Source organism: Massilia antarctica, from assembly GCF_015689335.1.
Taxonomy (GTDB): Bacteria; Pseudomonadota; Gammaproteobacteria; order Burkholderiales; family Burkholderiaceae_D; genus Telluria_A; species Telluria_A antarctica.
Map to the genome: position 1 here is coordinate 7,302,989 of NZ_CP065053.1, position 14,906 is coordinate 7,317,894.

11 protein-coding genes are annotated in these 14,906 nt (G+C 64.5%); 3 read left to right on the forward strand and 8 right to left on the reverse strand.

Features of this window, described 5'->3' with window-relative positions; translation table 11 throughout:
- Positions 1–20: 20 nt before the first annotated feature.
- Together IV454_RS32105 and IV454_RS32110 are read right to left on the reverse strand one after the other, a co-directional pair.
- Positions 21–1,925 carry a chemotaxis protein CheA gene (locus IV454_RS32105; protein WP_206089592.1) on the reverse strand — a complete coding sequence of 635 codons (1,905 nt, stop codon included), beginning with the start codon at positions 1,923–1,925 and terminating at the stop codon, positions 21–23.
- Positions 1,925–2,773 carry a protein phosphatase CheZ gene (locus IV454_RS32110; protein ID WP_206089593.1) on the reverse strand — a complete coding sequence of 283 codons (849 nt, stop codon included), beginning with the start codon at positions 2,771–2,773 and terminating at the stop codon, positions 1,925–1,927. The genes IV454_RS32105 and IV454_RS32110 overlap by 1 nt, the downstream gene beginning before the upstream one ends.
- 408 nt (positions 2,774–3,181) lie before the next feature.
- Between IV454_RS32110 and IV454_RS32115 the strand changes: the two genes are divergently transcribed.
- From IV454_RS32115 to IV454_RS32125, 3 genes are all read left to right on the forward strand, one after another.
- The gene (locus IV454_RS32115; RefSeq protein ID WP_206089594.1) at positions 3,182–3,646 is read left to right on the forward strand and encodes a universal stress protein; all 465 of its coding nucleotides are present in this window, start codon (positions 3,182–3,184) and stop codon (positions 3,644–3,646) included.
- A gap of 160 nt (positions 3,647–3,806) precedes the next feature.
- On the forward strand, positions 3,807–4,451 hold the full coding sequence (locus IV454_RS32120; protein WP_054263975.1) for a response regulator: 645 nt from the start codon (positions 3,807–3,809) through the stop codon (positions 4,449–4,451).
- A 457-nt stretch (positions 4,452–4,908) separates the two neighbouring features.
- Entirely contained in the window at positions 4,909–5,718 is an 810-nt protein-coding gene (locus tag IV454_RS32125) for a Crp/Fnr family transcriptional regulator (RefSeq protein ID WP_054264677.1), read from the forward strand.
- A gap of 60 nt (positions 5,719–5,778) precedes the next feature.
- On the opposite strand, the gene IV454_RS32130 is transcribed toward IV454_RS32125, so the two are convergent.
- The 6 genes from IV454_RS32130 to IV454_RS32155 form a co-directional block, all read right to left on the reverse strand.
- Positions 5,779–6,885 (reverse strand): outer membrane lipoprotein, encoded by a 1,107-nt coding sequence (locus tag IV454_RS32130; RefSeq protein WP_206089595.1) that lies wholly within the window; start codon positions 6,883–6,885, stop codon positions 5,779–5,781.
- A gap of 104 nt (positions 6,886–6,989) precedes the next feature.
- The gene (pdeM, locus tag IV454_RS32135; RefSeq protein WP_206089596.1) at positions 6,990–7,640 is read right to left on the reverse strand and encodes a ligase-associated DNA damage response endonuclease PdeM; all 651 of its coding nucleotides are present in this window, start codon (positions 7,638–7,640) and stop codon (positions 6,990–6,992) included.
- Positions 7,637–10,111 (reverse strand): ligase-associated DNA damage response DEXH box helicase, encoded by a 2,475-nt coding sequence (locus IV454_RS32140; RefSeq protein WP_206089597.1) that lies wholly within the window; start codon positions 10,109–10,111, stop codon positions 7,637–7,639. Before IV454_RS32140 ends, pdeM begins: the two co-directional genes overlap by 4 nt.
- Before the next feature lie 10 nt (positions 10,112–10,121).
- Complete coding sequence (locus IV454_RS32145) at positions 10,122–11,759, reverse strand: ATP-dependent DNA ligase (protein ID WP_206089598.1); 1,638 nt, start codon at positions 11,757–11,759, stop codon at positions 10,122–10,124.
- The gene (locus IV454_RS32150) at positions 11,752–12,789 is read right to left on the reverse strand and encodes a ligase-associated DNA damage response exonuclease (protein ID WP_206089599.1); all 1,038 of its coding nucleotides are present in this window, start codon (positions 12,787–12,789) and stop codon (positions 11,752–11,754) included. Before IV454_RS32150 ends, IV454_RS32145 begins: the two co-directional genes overlap by 8 nt.
- Positions 12,790–12,850: 61 nt before the next feature.
- Positions 12,851–14,551 (reverse strand): RecQ family ATP-dependent DNA helicase, encoded by a 1,701-nt coding sequence (locus IV454_RS32155; protein ID WP_206089600.1) that lies wholly within the window; start codon positions 14,549–14,551, stop codon positions 12,851–12,853.
- Positions 14,552–14,906: the final 355 nt, after the last annotated feature.

Below are 14,906 nucleotides of genomic sequence, written 5' to 3' on the forward strand. Positions count from 1 at the left end.
GCGGCAGCGCTGGGGGACAATCAGGCGGCGACTTTGAGGGTGCCGCGGCAGCCATCCATGAGGAACGACAGGCCGACCACCAGTACCAGCTCGCCTTCGGCCGAGCGCGCGGTGCCGGTGATGCCGTCGACGCTGATGGCGGTCATCGGCTTGATCACCAGGTCGGCGGTGCCGTCTACCGCTTCCACCGCGAGGATGTACGGCTGCGGCGCGGCGATGACGATGCCGACTTTTTCGGAACAGGCTTCGTAACCGAGCGAGCTTGCCAGCGAACGCACCGGCAGCGGACGTCCCTGGTCCTTAAGCACCGGCGCGCCGCCGACGTTCATGAAGTTATCGGGCAGTTCGACCACGCGCTGGACCACCGCCATCGGCAGCGCCAGGGCGGCGCCGGAAGTCGACACCAGCATGGTCGGCACGATCGACAGTTCGATCGGCAGGCGGATCGCGAACTTGGTGCCGTGGCCGAGCGAGGAATCGATGTGGATCGCGCCACGGTTCTTTTCCACGGCGGTCTTGACCACGTCCATGCCGACCCCGCGGCCGGACACCGACGACGCTACTTCCTTGGTCGAAAAGCCCGGCAGGAACACCAGCTGGTAGGCTTCTTCGTCGCTCGGGGCGCCGTTTTCGTTGATCAGGCCTTTTTGCACGGCCTTGCGGCGCAGGGCGTTCGGGTCCATGCCCTTGCCGTCGTCCTGCAGCACGATCATGACGCTGTTCGCTTCCTGCCAGGCCTTGAGCGAGATGAATGCCTTGGACGGCTTGCCGGCCGCGAGCCGGTCTTCGGGCGACTCGACCCCGTGGTCGAGCGCATTTCTCAGCATGTGCACCAGCGGGTCGTACAGGCTGTCGACCACCACGCGGTCGACTTCCGTCTCGGCGCCTTCGATGGTCAGCTCGACGTCCTTGCCCAGGTCCTTGGCCAGTTCGCGCACCAGGCGCGGGAATTTCTGGAACAGGCGTCCGACCGGCTGCATGCGCGTCGCCAGGGTCGCGCGCTGCAGTTCGGCCGAATAGCGCGAGGCGCGTTCCAGGGTTTCGGTCAGGGTCGCCATGAGGGTGGCGGCCGGGCCTTCGAATTTGAATTGCAGCAGGCGTTCGAGCAGTACGGCGGCCTGGTTGGCGGCCTGCACCGACTCGCCGGCCACTTCGAGCAGGGCGTCGAGCTTGACGGCATCGACGCGGATGCTGTCTTCCTTGGCGGGCGCGGAGGCGGCGCGGAATTCCTGCACCTTTTCTTCGCGCCGGTCGGCGCCGGCATCAAGGGCCGGCTTGGCGGCGGGTGCGTGTGCGGCGGCGGCAGCCACGGGAGCGGCCGCGGCTTCAGGAACGGCGGCAGCGGCGGCAGGCTTCTCGGCCGGCGTGTAGGTGCCGGCCGGCGTGACCGAGACGAACATGGCTTCCCAGTCGAGTCCATCGGCGCCAGGGGCGCTGCCGGATGCGGCGGCGCCAGCCGGGGCGGCGGCGGCCGGCGCGGCGGCGACCGCTGCGGGTGCTGCCGGCGCGGCGGCGGGGGCCGGCTTGGGCGGCGCATCGCCCTTGCCTTCGATGGCATTGACCAGGATGCGTTCGAGCGAATCGGGCATCGAGGCCAGTTGTTCGGGCCGGGCGCCGTTCGACAGGTCGGTCAGCTGGTCGGCCACGAAGCCGGATGCCTGCAGCGCCGCTTCGATGGCGATCGGCGTGACCGGCGCGGCGCCGGTGCGCAGCGCGTCGAACAGGTTCTCGGTCAGGTGGCAGGCCGCCACCAGGGCCGGCAGGTTCATGAAGCCCGCCCCGCCCTTGATCGTGTGGAACGAGCGAAACACCGCGTTGAGCGTTTCCTTATTGTTCGGGTCGCGCTCGAGGGCGAGCAAGTGTTCTTCTACGTTGACTGCCAGATCCATCGCCTCGACGACGAAATCCTTGAGCATATCGTCCATTAGAATCCCAGATCGGCAAGTAAGTCATCAACATTGTCTTGATCGAGTGCGATGGACGGGAACGACGGACCCGACATCAGCGCTGGCTTGTGCAACAGTTTTTCGCGGACAGCCGGCGGCGCATTGTCGCGCAGCAGCTCGGCCAGTTCGTGTTCCACCGTCTTGGTGATGATCACCACTTTCTTGATCAGCTGGCCCGTGATGTCCTGGAAGTCCTGGGCCATCATGATGTCGAGCAGGCGCGCTTTTTCGGCTTCGGTGGCGTCGGTGACGGTCTGGGCAAAGGCGCGCGAGTCGCCGGCCAGGGTCTTGAACTCGTCGATGCTGAGCTTGCCGGCGAACAGGTCGGCCCAGCGCGTGTCCATGACCTTGGCCTTCTTCGACAGCACGTCCTGCGCCGGCATGCCTTCGTCGAGCGTGTTGAGGACCTTGTTGGCGGCCTGCTCGGTCAGGCTGGCGACGTATTCGAGGCGGTCCTGGGCATCGACGATCTGGGTCGACGCTTCCGACAGGGCCTTGTCGTAGCCCAGTTCGCGCAGCGAGTCGTGCAGCAGGCGCACGATACCGCCGAGGCGCTCGAACATGGGCTTGCCGTGTTCGTCGGTTTCGACGGCGCCGCCTTCCGCGTCCGGGGCGGCGGCTGCGACGGCAGGAGCGGCAATGGCGGCGGCGGCGGCCGCGGGCGCGGGCTCGGCGGGACGGGTTGAAGCGACCTGGTCGAACAATGCTTCCATATCGTCTTCGGCAGCGGCGGCGGGCGCCGGCGCAACTGCGGGCGCCGGTTCGCTGCTGCGCTGCGCGGACACTTCCTCGAATAATGCGTCGAAATCATCAGCGGCGTCGGTCATAGTCCCTGCTTCTCCATGTTTGTAAGGTGTTCGCAATCAATCTGCTGGTGTCTGGTGGTGCCGTGCAAGGTCGGGGCAGAGCATGATGCGCGGCAACATCGCCGGGTTTACGCGAGTTTAGCAGCGTGAAGTGCCCTTGGTAAATCACTGTGCATGGGTCGCGGCAAAATGGCACGCGAAACTTGTGCCATCGCTAATGAAAACGTGTCTTTGATGTGCAATTGACACTGCGGAGTGTTGTATTTCGAAGGTGCGGGCTGTGAAATCCCTTACTCCAGGTAAAAACGGGACGACACGATTCTAGTCGAGCTCGCTTGTCAATTTGATCAAGATCAAAGGTTTGCGTTCTATCAATCGTCAGATCGCGCACTACAATACAGAATACGACCTGCTGCGGGAGAACTCATCATGTATCGGAAAATTCTGATTACGACCGATGGCTCGGCGGTATCGAAACACACCGCCTGTGCCGGCGTCAATTTCGCAAAACAGATGGGGGCTGACGTGCTGGCCCTCTACGTGGCGCCCGAGTACCAGTACCCGGTGTACGTGGAAATCATCCCGCCTTCCTATCCCAGCGAAGAGGACTATCTGGCGCAGATGCGGCGCGTCGGCCAGGAGCACCTGGGTTCGGTCCTGCGGGCGGCGCAGGATGCGGGGCTGCGCTGCGAGGGCTTGACGGCCTTTGCCGATGCCGCCGCGCTGAAAATCGTCGAGGTGGCGGAGCAGCACCAGTGCGACCTGATCTTCATGGGTTCGCACGGGCGCAGCGGCTGGGGCCAGTTGTTGCTGGGCAGCGTGACGAACAAGGTGCTCTCGCACACCAGCAAGCCGGTGCTGGTGCACCGGCTGATCAAGGAGCCGGGAACCTAGCAGCCACCTAGCAGGTCTGAGTATGGCGCAAGCGGCAATTTTGCCGTACCCTGTCCCGGACTGCGGCGGCTCCGCTGGCGCGGGCGCCATCTTGCCGTTCAGTCGACTTTTTTCAGCGGCGTGTTTGCCGTCCCATGCTCACTTATCTGATTGCAATTTTATGATACGCATTGTTGTTGCCGATGACCACACGATCATGCGCGAGGGCCTCAAGCGCATCCTCGACGGCGCCCTCGACATCGATATTGTCGGGGAAGCCATCAACGGCTTTGAAGTGCTGTCGCATGTGCGCCAGGGCGGCTTCGACCTGCTGTTGCTCGATTTATCGATGCCCGGGCGCAGCGGCGTCGACCTGATCCGCCAGATCCGCAGCGAAGCGCCCAAGCTGGCCATCCTGATCCTCACCATGCACGAGGAAGAGCAGTACGCCGTGCGCGCCATCCGCGCCGGCGCCCAGGGCTACCTGACCAAGGAAAGCGCCGGTACCCAGCTGGTGGGGGCGATCCGCAAGGTGGCCTCGGGGCGGCCCTACATCAGCACCGAAGTGGCCGAACAGCTGGCGCTGAACATCATGACACCCAACGAACAGTTGCTGCACAAGCAGTTGTCGGACCGCGAATTCGAAGTCTTTTCATTGTTGGTGGGCGGCAAGTCGATTACCGAGATCGCCAACAGCCTGCACCTGAGCGTGAAGACGGTCAGCACCCATAAAACGCGCATCATGCAAAAGATGGGCATGACGTCCTTGTCGGAAATGGTGCAGTACGCCGTGGCCCATCGCCTGCTATCGCCATTCAAGACCTGACAGAGGCGAAAAGTTTTAGACACCGGCGCGGTAGTTTCGTGCCGAGAAACCTCAAGTAGATCTATTCTGCACCCATCAGTAACACGCGCTCCACATCTCCCCCGCAGCCATGTTTTCACTCTGTGGATCACCACCTCCGCTAGGAATAGTCCTACAATGGCGCGCCCTGTCCTACTCCCAGATTCAGCGTTCGCTGATATCAATGCCGGACTCGTGTTGGCATACTTAAATCCAGCGATTCGGCTTTCCTGCGGTTTATAAATTGTTCTTACGCAAGCTAGCCAGCCGTGCTGTACATCACTTTTGAAGCTCCGGTCGCAGGTCGTTCAGATCGTTGTTCAAGCCTGATACCCGCAGCCTGAAACTTCGAATTTTCCTTACCCTGGAGATGAGCATGCTGACCACGCCACCGCAAGACACCCGCACCACCACTACGTCGACCATGCATTCCTCTCCGATGGAAGCAGGCCGGCAGCGTCAGGGCCGCCTCTGGTCCAATCTCAAGGAAGTGTGCGACTTGCTGCACATCAGCGCGGCGGTGTCGATCAACAGCGAAGAACTGCTGTTCCAGCACGTGCAATTCAAGACCGGCCAGCGCGTCCACACCATCGGCCAGGCCTTCGATACCCTCTACATCGTCAATTCCGGCTTTCTCAAGACCGTGCTCATCGACGAATTCGGCAACGAACAGGTACTCAGCTTCCCCATGAAGGGCGACATGCTCGGCGTCGACGGCATCCACACCCGCCACTACGCTTCCGAAGCGGTGGCCCTGTCCGATTGCGACCTGATCTTGCTGCCATTCAAAAAGCTCACGGCCCTCGGCAGGGTGCACCTGGAACTGGAAAATGTCATGTACGGCGTGATGAGCCGCGAACTGGTGCGCGAACAAGCCATGATCGGCATGCTCGGCGCGCTCAGCGCCGAAGCCCGCGTGGCGCGCTTCCTGGTGTCCCTGGCCGACCGCTTTGCCGCCATGGGTTATTCCAGCAAGCTGTTCAACCTGCGCATGACGCGCCATGAAATCGGCAGCTACCTGGGCCTGACCCTGGAAACCGTCAGCCGCACCTTGTCGGCTTTCAATGAAATCGGCCTGATCACGGTCGACCAGCGCACCATCGGCATCAAGGACGCCGATGCGCTCAAAACCCTGCGCCGCCTGCCGCCATCGCGCTCGCGCGCCAAGCAGAACAGCGCCGCCAAGGCCAAGGCCGAAGCCGAACAACAGGCGGGCGACGGCAAGGTGCTGGCCACCACCACGGTCTGAGCAGCTTCCCCATGAAAAAGGCGCCCCGCGGGGCGCCTTTTTTCATTGCATCACATTAGCTTATTGATCGCGCGACAGCACGCCATCCGTGATCCGGACCTTTTCGCCCACACGCAGGCCTGGATCGTTTTCATACGTCACGGTCTGGGTGCCGCCGTTGGCAAAGCGGATCACCACTTCGTAATGCTGGGTTTTACGGGCATTGCGCTCGATATTGCGGCCCACATAAGCGCCACCGAGCGCGCCGGCGATCTGCGCCGCGGTGCGGCCGTTGCCCTTGCCGACCTGGCTGCCCAGCACGGCGCCAACCACGCCGCCGCCGATGGTGCCGAGATAATTGCCGTCGCCATTGACTTCGACCACGTTGACTGCGTCCACCGTGGCGCAATTGGTGCAGTAACGCACCACACGTGGTGTTGGCGTTGGCGTTGCCGTCGCGACACGCAGCGGCTTGCCGAGAACAGCGGTCGACACGCGGCCGCCCACGCGCATGGTGGCGGTCACGGCGCTGTTCGGCGCAATCCGGTCGGCGCGGCGGATCGTATAGCCGCCGCTGTATTCGCCGGGGTTCACTTCCGGCAGGAAGAATACGCCACGGGTGCCGGCGATGGTCATGTCAACCTTGGCGCCGGGGGTGCCGTACACCGAAAACACCAGCTCATTGCCCGGCGTCAAATCCTCGTTGCCCTGCACTTCGAAGCGCGCGATACGCGGCACATCGGCGGCGCGTTCGCGGCCCTGGTTGTCGCGCGGATGGCGGCCGACATCGCGCAGCAGCGATTCGCTGAGCACGCCGCTGGCCACTTGGTTGCCCACGCGCAAATTGGCAGTCACCGCGCTGTCGCCGGAAATGCGGTCGCGCTCGCCCAAGGTGTACGTGCCTTCATACTGGCCCGGTTCGGTTTCGGTCAGGTTCAGGTTGCGGTTGGCTCCCGCGATACTGAGGGTGGCGCGCCCGCCCGGGGTACCGTACAGATTGAAGTTCAGTTCCACGCCAGGCCTCAGGCGGCGTACTTCTTCCACGTCGAAACCGCGGATCACCGGGGCGTAGGCGGCGGCATTGTTGTTGTATTGCTGCGCCTGAGCGGGCGCGGCCAGGGTCATGGAAAAGAGTGGCATCGCGGCCAGGACCGCGGCGCGCGATGCGGCGCGCAATGCGGTGCGCAATATTGTTGTCGTTTTGATGATGATCTCCTCGGGGTTGTACAGCGAAGCCGGATATTTCCAGCAGTCATGTCAAGTTACGCCCTACGCATGCAGACGTCGGTGCGCTAGCGTACGCAATGCACAGCCTCGCCCGAGCTGACACACACGTGCTCCCCCGCGCCCGGCGCGACCACGAAACCACCCGTGAACGCGCCGAAGGATGGCAGCACCATGCGCGCCGGTCCGATCAGAAAACACGGCAGGCGCAGCGAATCGAGGCGGGTCGAGAGCCGGTACACCGGATGCACGTGCCCCGCCAGCACGTAGCCCGGCGCGGCAATGTCGGGATGGTGGCAAAACGAGAACGGCGCCACCGTGTGCGGCTCGTCGACCATGCCGATGGCCAGCGCCGCCGCCGGGTCGCCCGCGTGCTGGTCGTGGTTCCCGCGCACCAGGGTCAGGATCAGGTCCGGGTGGCGCGCGCGCCACACAAGCATCGCGCTCAAGGTGGCCGACGCATGGGCGGCGCGCGCGTGCAGGAAGTCGCCCAGGAAGACGATCTCGCGGGTTTCATGCGCGGCCATCAGCGCATCGAGGGCGCCGAGGTTCTCGCTGGTGGTCCCGCGCGGCACCGGCACGCCCTGGGCGCGGAATGAGGCCGCTTTGCCGAAGTGGATGTCGGCGACGACCAGCATCTGGCGCGCCGGCCAGTACAGCGCCTTTTCAGGCAGCAGCAAGACCGTTTCGCCAGCCAGCTGCATCTCGCGATACGTCATGGCAGGGCCGCTTTCTCCAGCTCGCGCAGCATGCGCGCCACGCGGTCCGACAGTTTTTCGGTGCTGAGTTTTTCGCGGAAGCGTTCGACCATCAGCGCAAAGCCGAACGGCGTGGCGCGTTTGACTTCGCGAAAAGCCACGCCGCGCGCATGCAGCTCGATCAAGGTGTCGCGCAGGCGGGTCAGCTCCAGTTCCTGCTCCATCACCTCGCGCTGCGCCTGCGTGAGCAGCAGGTTGCCGGCATCGTGTTTGCGGAACACCTCGAAAAACAGCGACGACGACGCCTGGATCTGGCGCGTGCTTTTCGGCTGGCCCGGATAGCCCTGGAACACCAGCCCGGCGATGCGCGCCACTTCGCGGAAGCGCTGCTGCGACAGCTGGGTCGCGTTCAAGCTCGCCAGCACGTCTTCGAGCAGCAGTTCGGTGGAAAACAGGGGCACATCAAGCCCCGTCACCTTCCTTGATGCCGCCAGGAAGGCACGCGCCCAGTCCACCGGTTCGGCCGCCAGCAGCTCGAAGCCATAATCGTTGATCGCGATCGAAAACGTAATCGGCTGCACGCGCGCGATGCGGTAGGCGAACAGCGAGGCCAATCCCATGTGCACCGAGCGTCCCGCGAACGGATACATGAACAGGTGATAGCCCTCGCGGCTGGTCATGGCCTCCACCACCAGGGTGTCGATGGTGGGCAGCGCGGACCAGCGCTGCTGGATTTCCAGCAGCGGGCGGATCGCCTCCATTTCCGGGCCACGGAACTCGCCGCGCGCGGCATGGCGCAATTCCTCCAGCGCGGCATGCGCCAGTTCCGACGACATCGGCATCTTGGCGCCCTGCCAGCGCGTTACCGCCCCGCGCGCACCGGTGGCGCGCTTGACGAAAGCGGTCATCTCGTGAACCCGCACGAATTCCAGGATCCGCCCGCCGAACAGGAAATGGTCGCCCGCCTTCAGGCGCGAGATGAACGATTCCTCGACGCTGCCGATGCGTCCTCCGCTCATGTACTTCACCTGCATCGTCGAATCGGAGACGATGGTGCCGATGCCCATGCGGTGGCGCCGCCCCAGCGCCACGCTCGGCACGCGGTACACGCCCTCGTCGTCGGCGATCACGCGCTGGTATTCGGGATACGCGATCAGGCTTTGCCCGCCGCGCGCGACAAAATCGAGCGCCCATTGCCACTCTTGCGGCGAGAGCGCGCGGTACGACCAGGCGCCGCGCACTTCCTCGTACAGCTGTTCGGAGCGAAAGCCGCCGCCCAGCGCCACCGTCACCATGTGCTGCACCAGCACATCGAACGGCTTGTTGGGCACCAGCCGACCTTCGATGCGGCGCGCCGCGACGGCGTGCCTGGCGCCGGCCGCTTCCAGCAATTCCAGGCTGTTGGTCGGCACCAGGGTCACGCGCGAGACGCGCCCCGGCGCGTGGCCGCTGCGCCCGGCGCGCTGAAGCAAGCGTGCGATGCCCTTGGCGCTGCCGATCTGCAGTACGCGTTCGACCGGCAGAAAGTCCACGCCAAGATCGAGGCTGGCGGTGCAGATCACGGCTTTGAGATCGCCCTTTTTCAAGCCATTTTCGACCCACTCGCGCACCTCGCGGTCGAGCGAGCCGTGATGCAGCGCGATCACGCCGGCCCAGTCGGGACGCGCCTCCAGGATGTTCTGGTACCACAGTTCCGACTGCGAACGGGTATTGGTGAACACCAAAGTCGCGTTGTATTCCTCGATCTCGTCGATCACCGGCTGCAGCATGGCGATGCCCAGATGCCCGCCCCACGGAAAGCGCGACACCTTGGCGGGAATCAGGGTATCGACCCGGATTTCCTTTTTCAGGTCGCCCTCGACCAGGGTGCCCTTGCCAACGCCCAGCAGCACGTCCTGCGCCTGCGCCAGGTTGCCCATCGTGGCCGACAAGCCCCACACCACCAGTTGCGCTTTCCAGTGACGCAGGCGGGCCAGCGCCAGCTGCACCTGCACCCCGCGCTTGCTGCCCATCAGCTCATGCCACTCGTCGATGATAATCATGTCCAGGCTGGCGAACTGGGTCTGCGCCGCCGCGTGGCTAAGCAGCAGCGACAGGCTCTCGGGCGTGGTGATGAGGGCCGAGGGCATGGAACGCGACTGGCGCGCACGCTCGCTTGAGCTGGTGTCGCCGGTGCGCGCGCCGATCGTCCAGCCGGGTGCCAGCACCGCGGCGGACTCCTCCAGCGCGCGCTGGGTATCGGCGGCCAGCGCGCGCATCGGCGTAATCCACAGCACGCGCAGGCCCGAAGCCTTGCGCTTGCCGGCCAGCGCGCCGCGCAGCAGCGCCGCCAGCCACACCGCATAGGTCTTGCCGGCGCCCGTGTTCGCGTGCAGCAGGCCCGATTCGCCGGCCAGCGCGGCGCGCCACACCGCGCGCTGGAACGGAAACACCTTCCATTTGCGCTGGGCGAACCAGTCGTCGATGGCGCGCGCCATCTGGCTCTTGCTCATTGGCTTTTACTCATGCGCCGGCTGCGGCCAGCAGGCCCTTGAGGGTATCGAGCGAATCGGCGTCGTCGATGCTCTTGTCGTCGCGCTTGCGCAAGATGCGTGGAAAGCGCACCGCGATGCCGGCCTTGTGGCGGCTCGACAGCGCGATGCCCTCGAAACCGATCTCGAACACCATGGTCGGGCGCACCGAACGCACCGGCCCGAATTTTTCGATGGTGGTCTTGCGAATGGCATTGTCGACCACCGCGATTTCGGCATCGGTCAGGCCGGAGTACGCCTTTGCGAATGGCACCAGCTTGCGCTCGCCGCCCTCGCCGTCCGCGTCCCACACCGCGAAGGTGTAGTCGGTGTAGAGCGAGGCACGCCGGCCATGGCCCGCCTGCGCGTAGATCAGCACCGCGTCGATGGTGTATGGATCGACCTTCCACTTCCACCACGTGCCCACGTTCTTGGTGCGGCCCACGCCGTACTGGGCGTCGCGCGCCTTGACCATCATGCCCTCGACGCCGCGCGCACGCGATTCGGTGCGCACGCGCGCCAGTTCGTGCCAGCTCGCAGCGTGGATCAGCGGCGACAATTTCAGTTGCGGTTTGGCGGTCTCGCGCACCAGCACCTCCAGCAGGGCGCGCCGCTCGTGCTGGGGCAGCGCGCGCAGGTCCACGCCATCCTGCTCCAGCAGGTCGTAGGCCACCAGCACCGCCGGCAGTTCGGCCAGCAGCTTGGCGGACAAGGTCTTGCGGCCGATGCGTTTTTGCAGGTCCGCGAACGCGGCCGGCGTGTCTTCCCCGGTCCAGATCAGCACTTCGCCATCGACGACGGTGCCTTCCGGCAGATGCAGCGCCGCCAGCTCGGGAAAGCGCTCGGTGATCAGGTCTTCGCCGCGCGACCACAGATAGTTTTGCGCGCCGCGCCGCACCAACTGGGCACGGATGCCGTCGTACTTCCATTCCACCTGCCAGTCGCCCACCTCCCCCAGCCCTTCCGGCTCGCCCTGCAACTGGTGCGCGAGAAAGAAGGGATAGGGCTGGCCGCCGCGCAGCTTGTGCTCTTCGTCGGACTGGGCGGCGATCAGTTGCAGGAAGCCGGCGGCGGTGGGACGCACGCTGCCGTCGGTCCAGCCCATCAGGCGCTGGGCAATCAGCTTGCTGTCGACCGCCGCCAGCGACGACAGCGCGCGCGTGACCAGCAGTTTCGACACACCTACCCGAAAGCCGCCGCCGATCAATTTGGTCAGCAGGAAGCGTTCGCGCCAATCGAGCTCGTTCCAGAACCCGAACAAGGCGGTGCGGATGGCGGTGGGATCGGCGCCGCGCAAGGGGCCGATGCGCTCCTGCATCCATTCGGCCAGGCCAATGTCGCTTTGCCGCTCGGGCGGCGGCAGGATGTGGGCGATGGTTTCGGCCATGTCGCCGACGGCGTTGTACGACTCGTCGAACAGCCATTCGTCGAGCTGCGCGTATTCGATGGCGTACTGGCGCAGCAGCTTGCTCGGCACCGCCTGGCGCGGCTTGCCGCCGGCCAGGAAGTAGACCGCCCAGGCGGCGTTGTCCGGCGCGGCGCTGCCGAAGTAGGCTTGCAGGGCCTCGAGCTTGCGGTTGGTGGCGGTCGTCTCATCGAGCTCGGTGTACAGGCGGGCAAACTCACGCATCCGTCACCTCGGGCGTCGGCTCCGCGCTGGCCGCAGCTTCCACGGCTTCGTCCTCGTCGCCGTATTCGGTATCGAAGCCGGCGGCATCCAGCCCCACCTGGCGCAGCCAGCGCACCATGACGGGAATCGAGCCGTGGGTGACGATCACGCGCGGCGCTTCGGTGGCGCGAATCGCCGTCATCAAGCCGGGCCAGTCGGCATGGTCGGACAGTACGAAGCCGCGATCGACGCCGCGCCGGCGGCGCGCGCCGCGCAGCTGCATCCAGCCGCTGGCAAACGCATCGCTGTAGTCGCCGAAGCGCTTCATCCACGTGGATCCGGCGGCCGATGGCGGCGCGATCACGATGGCGCGCCTGATGGCCGCCTTGTCGACCTGGGTCACCATCACCGTGGGCGGAAGCGCCACGCCGCCTTCGCGGTAGACGCGGTTGATCGGTTCTGCCGCGCCGTGGCAGATGATGGTGCCGATCGATGGATCGAGGCCGGACAGGATGCGCTGCGCCTTGCCGAACGAGTAGGCGAACACCACGCTGGCGCGGCCCTCGTCGGCATTCTTGCGCCACCAGCGATTGACGTCATCGAAAATCTCCTGCTCCGGCTGCCAACGGTAGATCGGCAGCCCGAATGTCGATTCGGTGATGAAGGTGTCGCAGCGCACCGGCTCGAACGGCGCGCAGGTGCGGTCCGGCTCCACCTTGTAGTCGCCGGAAGCGACCCACACCTCGCCGCGGTGCTCCATGCGCACCTGGGCCGAGCCGAGCACGTGGCCGGCCGGATGCAGCGACACCGTCACGCCGTTATGCACGATGCGCTCGCCGTATTCGAGGCCGTCGATATGGATCTCGCCCAGGCGCGAGCGCAGCACATTCACGCCGCTGGCGGCCGACAGATAGTGGCCGTGGCCGACGCGCGCGTGGTCGCCATGCGCGTGAGTGATCACGGCGCGGTCCACAGGCCGCCAGGGGTCGATGTAGAACTGTCCGGGGACGCAGAACAGTCCCTCCTTGCGTACCACTACCATGTCCGACATGTGTGCTCTCCCATGTTCTTTTCCTCGCGCCGCTGGACGGCGCTGACAATCACACTGCTGGTCAAGCGGGTTCCACGTAATCGGCCAGGAAGGTCTTTTCGCCGTGTTCGGGGAAGTCGATGGTCACCTGGTCGCCCGCCATGGCGACCACGGTGCCGACGTCAAACCTGGCCACGCGTACCTGGGTGCCCGGCTCGAAATGCGGCGCGGCCGGCCCGGGTTCCGGAGCGCGTTCGAATTCGTCGTCGCGAATTTCAATCTCGGCCACCGCCGGAGGATTGAGGCAGTTATCGCAGCGGCAGCATTTGTCGAAGCCCTCCACCTCATCCTTGAAGTAATCGAGCAGCACCTTCCAGCGGCAAAAGCCGCTTACCGCGTACGATACCATCTGTTCCAGCGATTCGCGGTCGCGCTCCTGCTTGCGTGCGTAGATGGCGGAGAGCTCCTCGAACAGGCCGGCGCTGGCCTCTTTCGGCGTCACGATGTATTCGAGCTTGCGGTTCTGGCGCAGCAGCTTGCCGTCCTTGAGCAGCTTGAGGCAGATTTTCAGCTTGCCCGCGGCCAGTTCGTCCAGTTCATCGTTCACGCGCTCGAAACCGACCTTGCCTTCCTGCGCCATCGCGCATACCGCATCGTAGACCGCCTTCAGGTCGTTCGCGCTCGGGTAGTGCTTCACGAGGAAGAACTGCTGCAGGCGCTTGTCGTCCTGGAAGTACAACAGGGTGCATTCAGCGTCCAGGCCATCGCGCCCGGCGCGGCCGGACTCCTGGTAATAGGCTTCGAGATTGGCGGGCAGTTGCAGGTGCAGCACGAAACGGGTGTCGGGCTTGTCGATGCCCATGCCGAAGGCGTTGGTGGCGACCATCACGCGCTTGTCGCCCGACATGAACTCGTCCTGGTTGCGCTTGCGTTCCGCGGCGGGCAGCTTGCCGTGATAGAGCGTCGCGCTTTCGCCGGCGCCCACCAGGATCGCCAGCATTTCCTCGGCCGCCTTGACGGTGGCCGCGTAGACGATCCCCACGCCACTCGACGCCTGCACATATTCCAGCGCGCGCGCATAGCGCTCGTCGTTATTGGTGACCTGGACGACGCGGTAGTGCAGGTTCGGACGGTAGATACCCGTATTGACGACATTCATGCGCGTACGGCCAAGCTGGCGGGCGATATCGGCCACCACGTCGTCGGTCGCGGTGGCGGTCAGCGCCAGCACGGGCGGACGCCCCAGCGCATCGATGGCGGCCGCCATTTCCAGGTAGGCGGGACGGAAATCGTGGCCCCAGTGCGAAATGCAGTGCGCTTCATCGATCACCACCAGCGCGACCTCGATTTCCTTGAGCGCTTCCAGGAAGGATGGCGTCGACAGGCGCTCCGGCGTGCAGAACACGATTTCGTGAAAGCTGGCGCGGATGCCTTCCATGGCGGCGTCTTCTTCCTCGCGCGTGAGGCTGCTGTTGACCTGCACGGCGCGCACGCCGAGCGCATCGAGCTTTTCGAGCTGGTCTTTCATGAGCGAAATCAAAGGCGAGACCACAATCGTGGTCCCGTCGAGAATGCGCGCGGGAATCTGGTAGCACAGCGATTTACCGCTGCCGGTGGGCATGATCGCAAGCGTATCCTTGCCGTCGAGGACGCTGTCGATCACTTGTTGCTGGCCATCCCGCAAACGCTCCACGCCGAAAATCGAGCGCAGCAGTTTGTTGATGGTATGGCGGCGGGCGGCGCGGGCGCCGTTGTGGAGGAGTTGTCGGTTATGAGTAGTCATGTCACAACTTTATGGCGCACACAAACGGTGCACCATAGGACGTCGCCTACATTTTTCGTAGGAGAATGGCAACAGCAAAGGTGGCGAGCCAACGTCCTACATGTTGTCGGACGTTTTGCCGATAGTTTCTATCGAGAACATTGACTAAGATGATCACATACCGAAAGCCATTCTTTCAACGCACGACCGGAGGACATCATGATGCGCTTATTTCCACTGACTTGGGCTGCCCTGCACGTCGCCCTTGCTAGCGCCGCAACCTATCTGTTGTGCTCCACCGACGTGTTAAGCGGTACTGCGGCAGCATTGTTCTTTCATTAAGTCCGTGAACGCTCCATGCGGTGCCCCCTTGCCG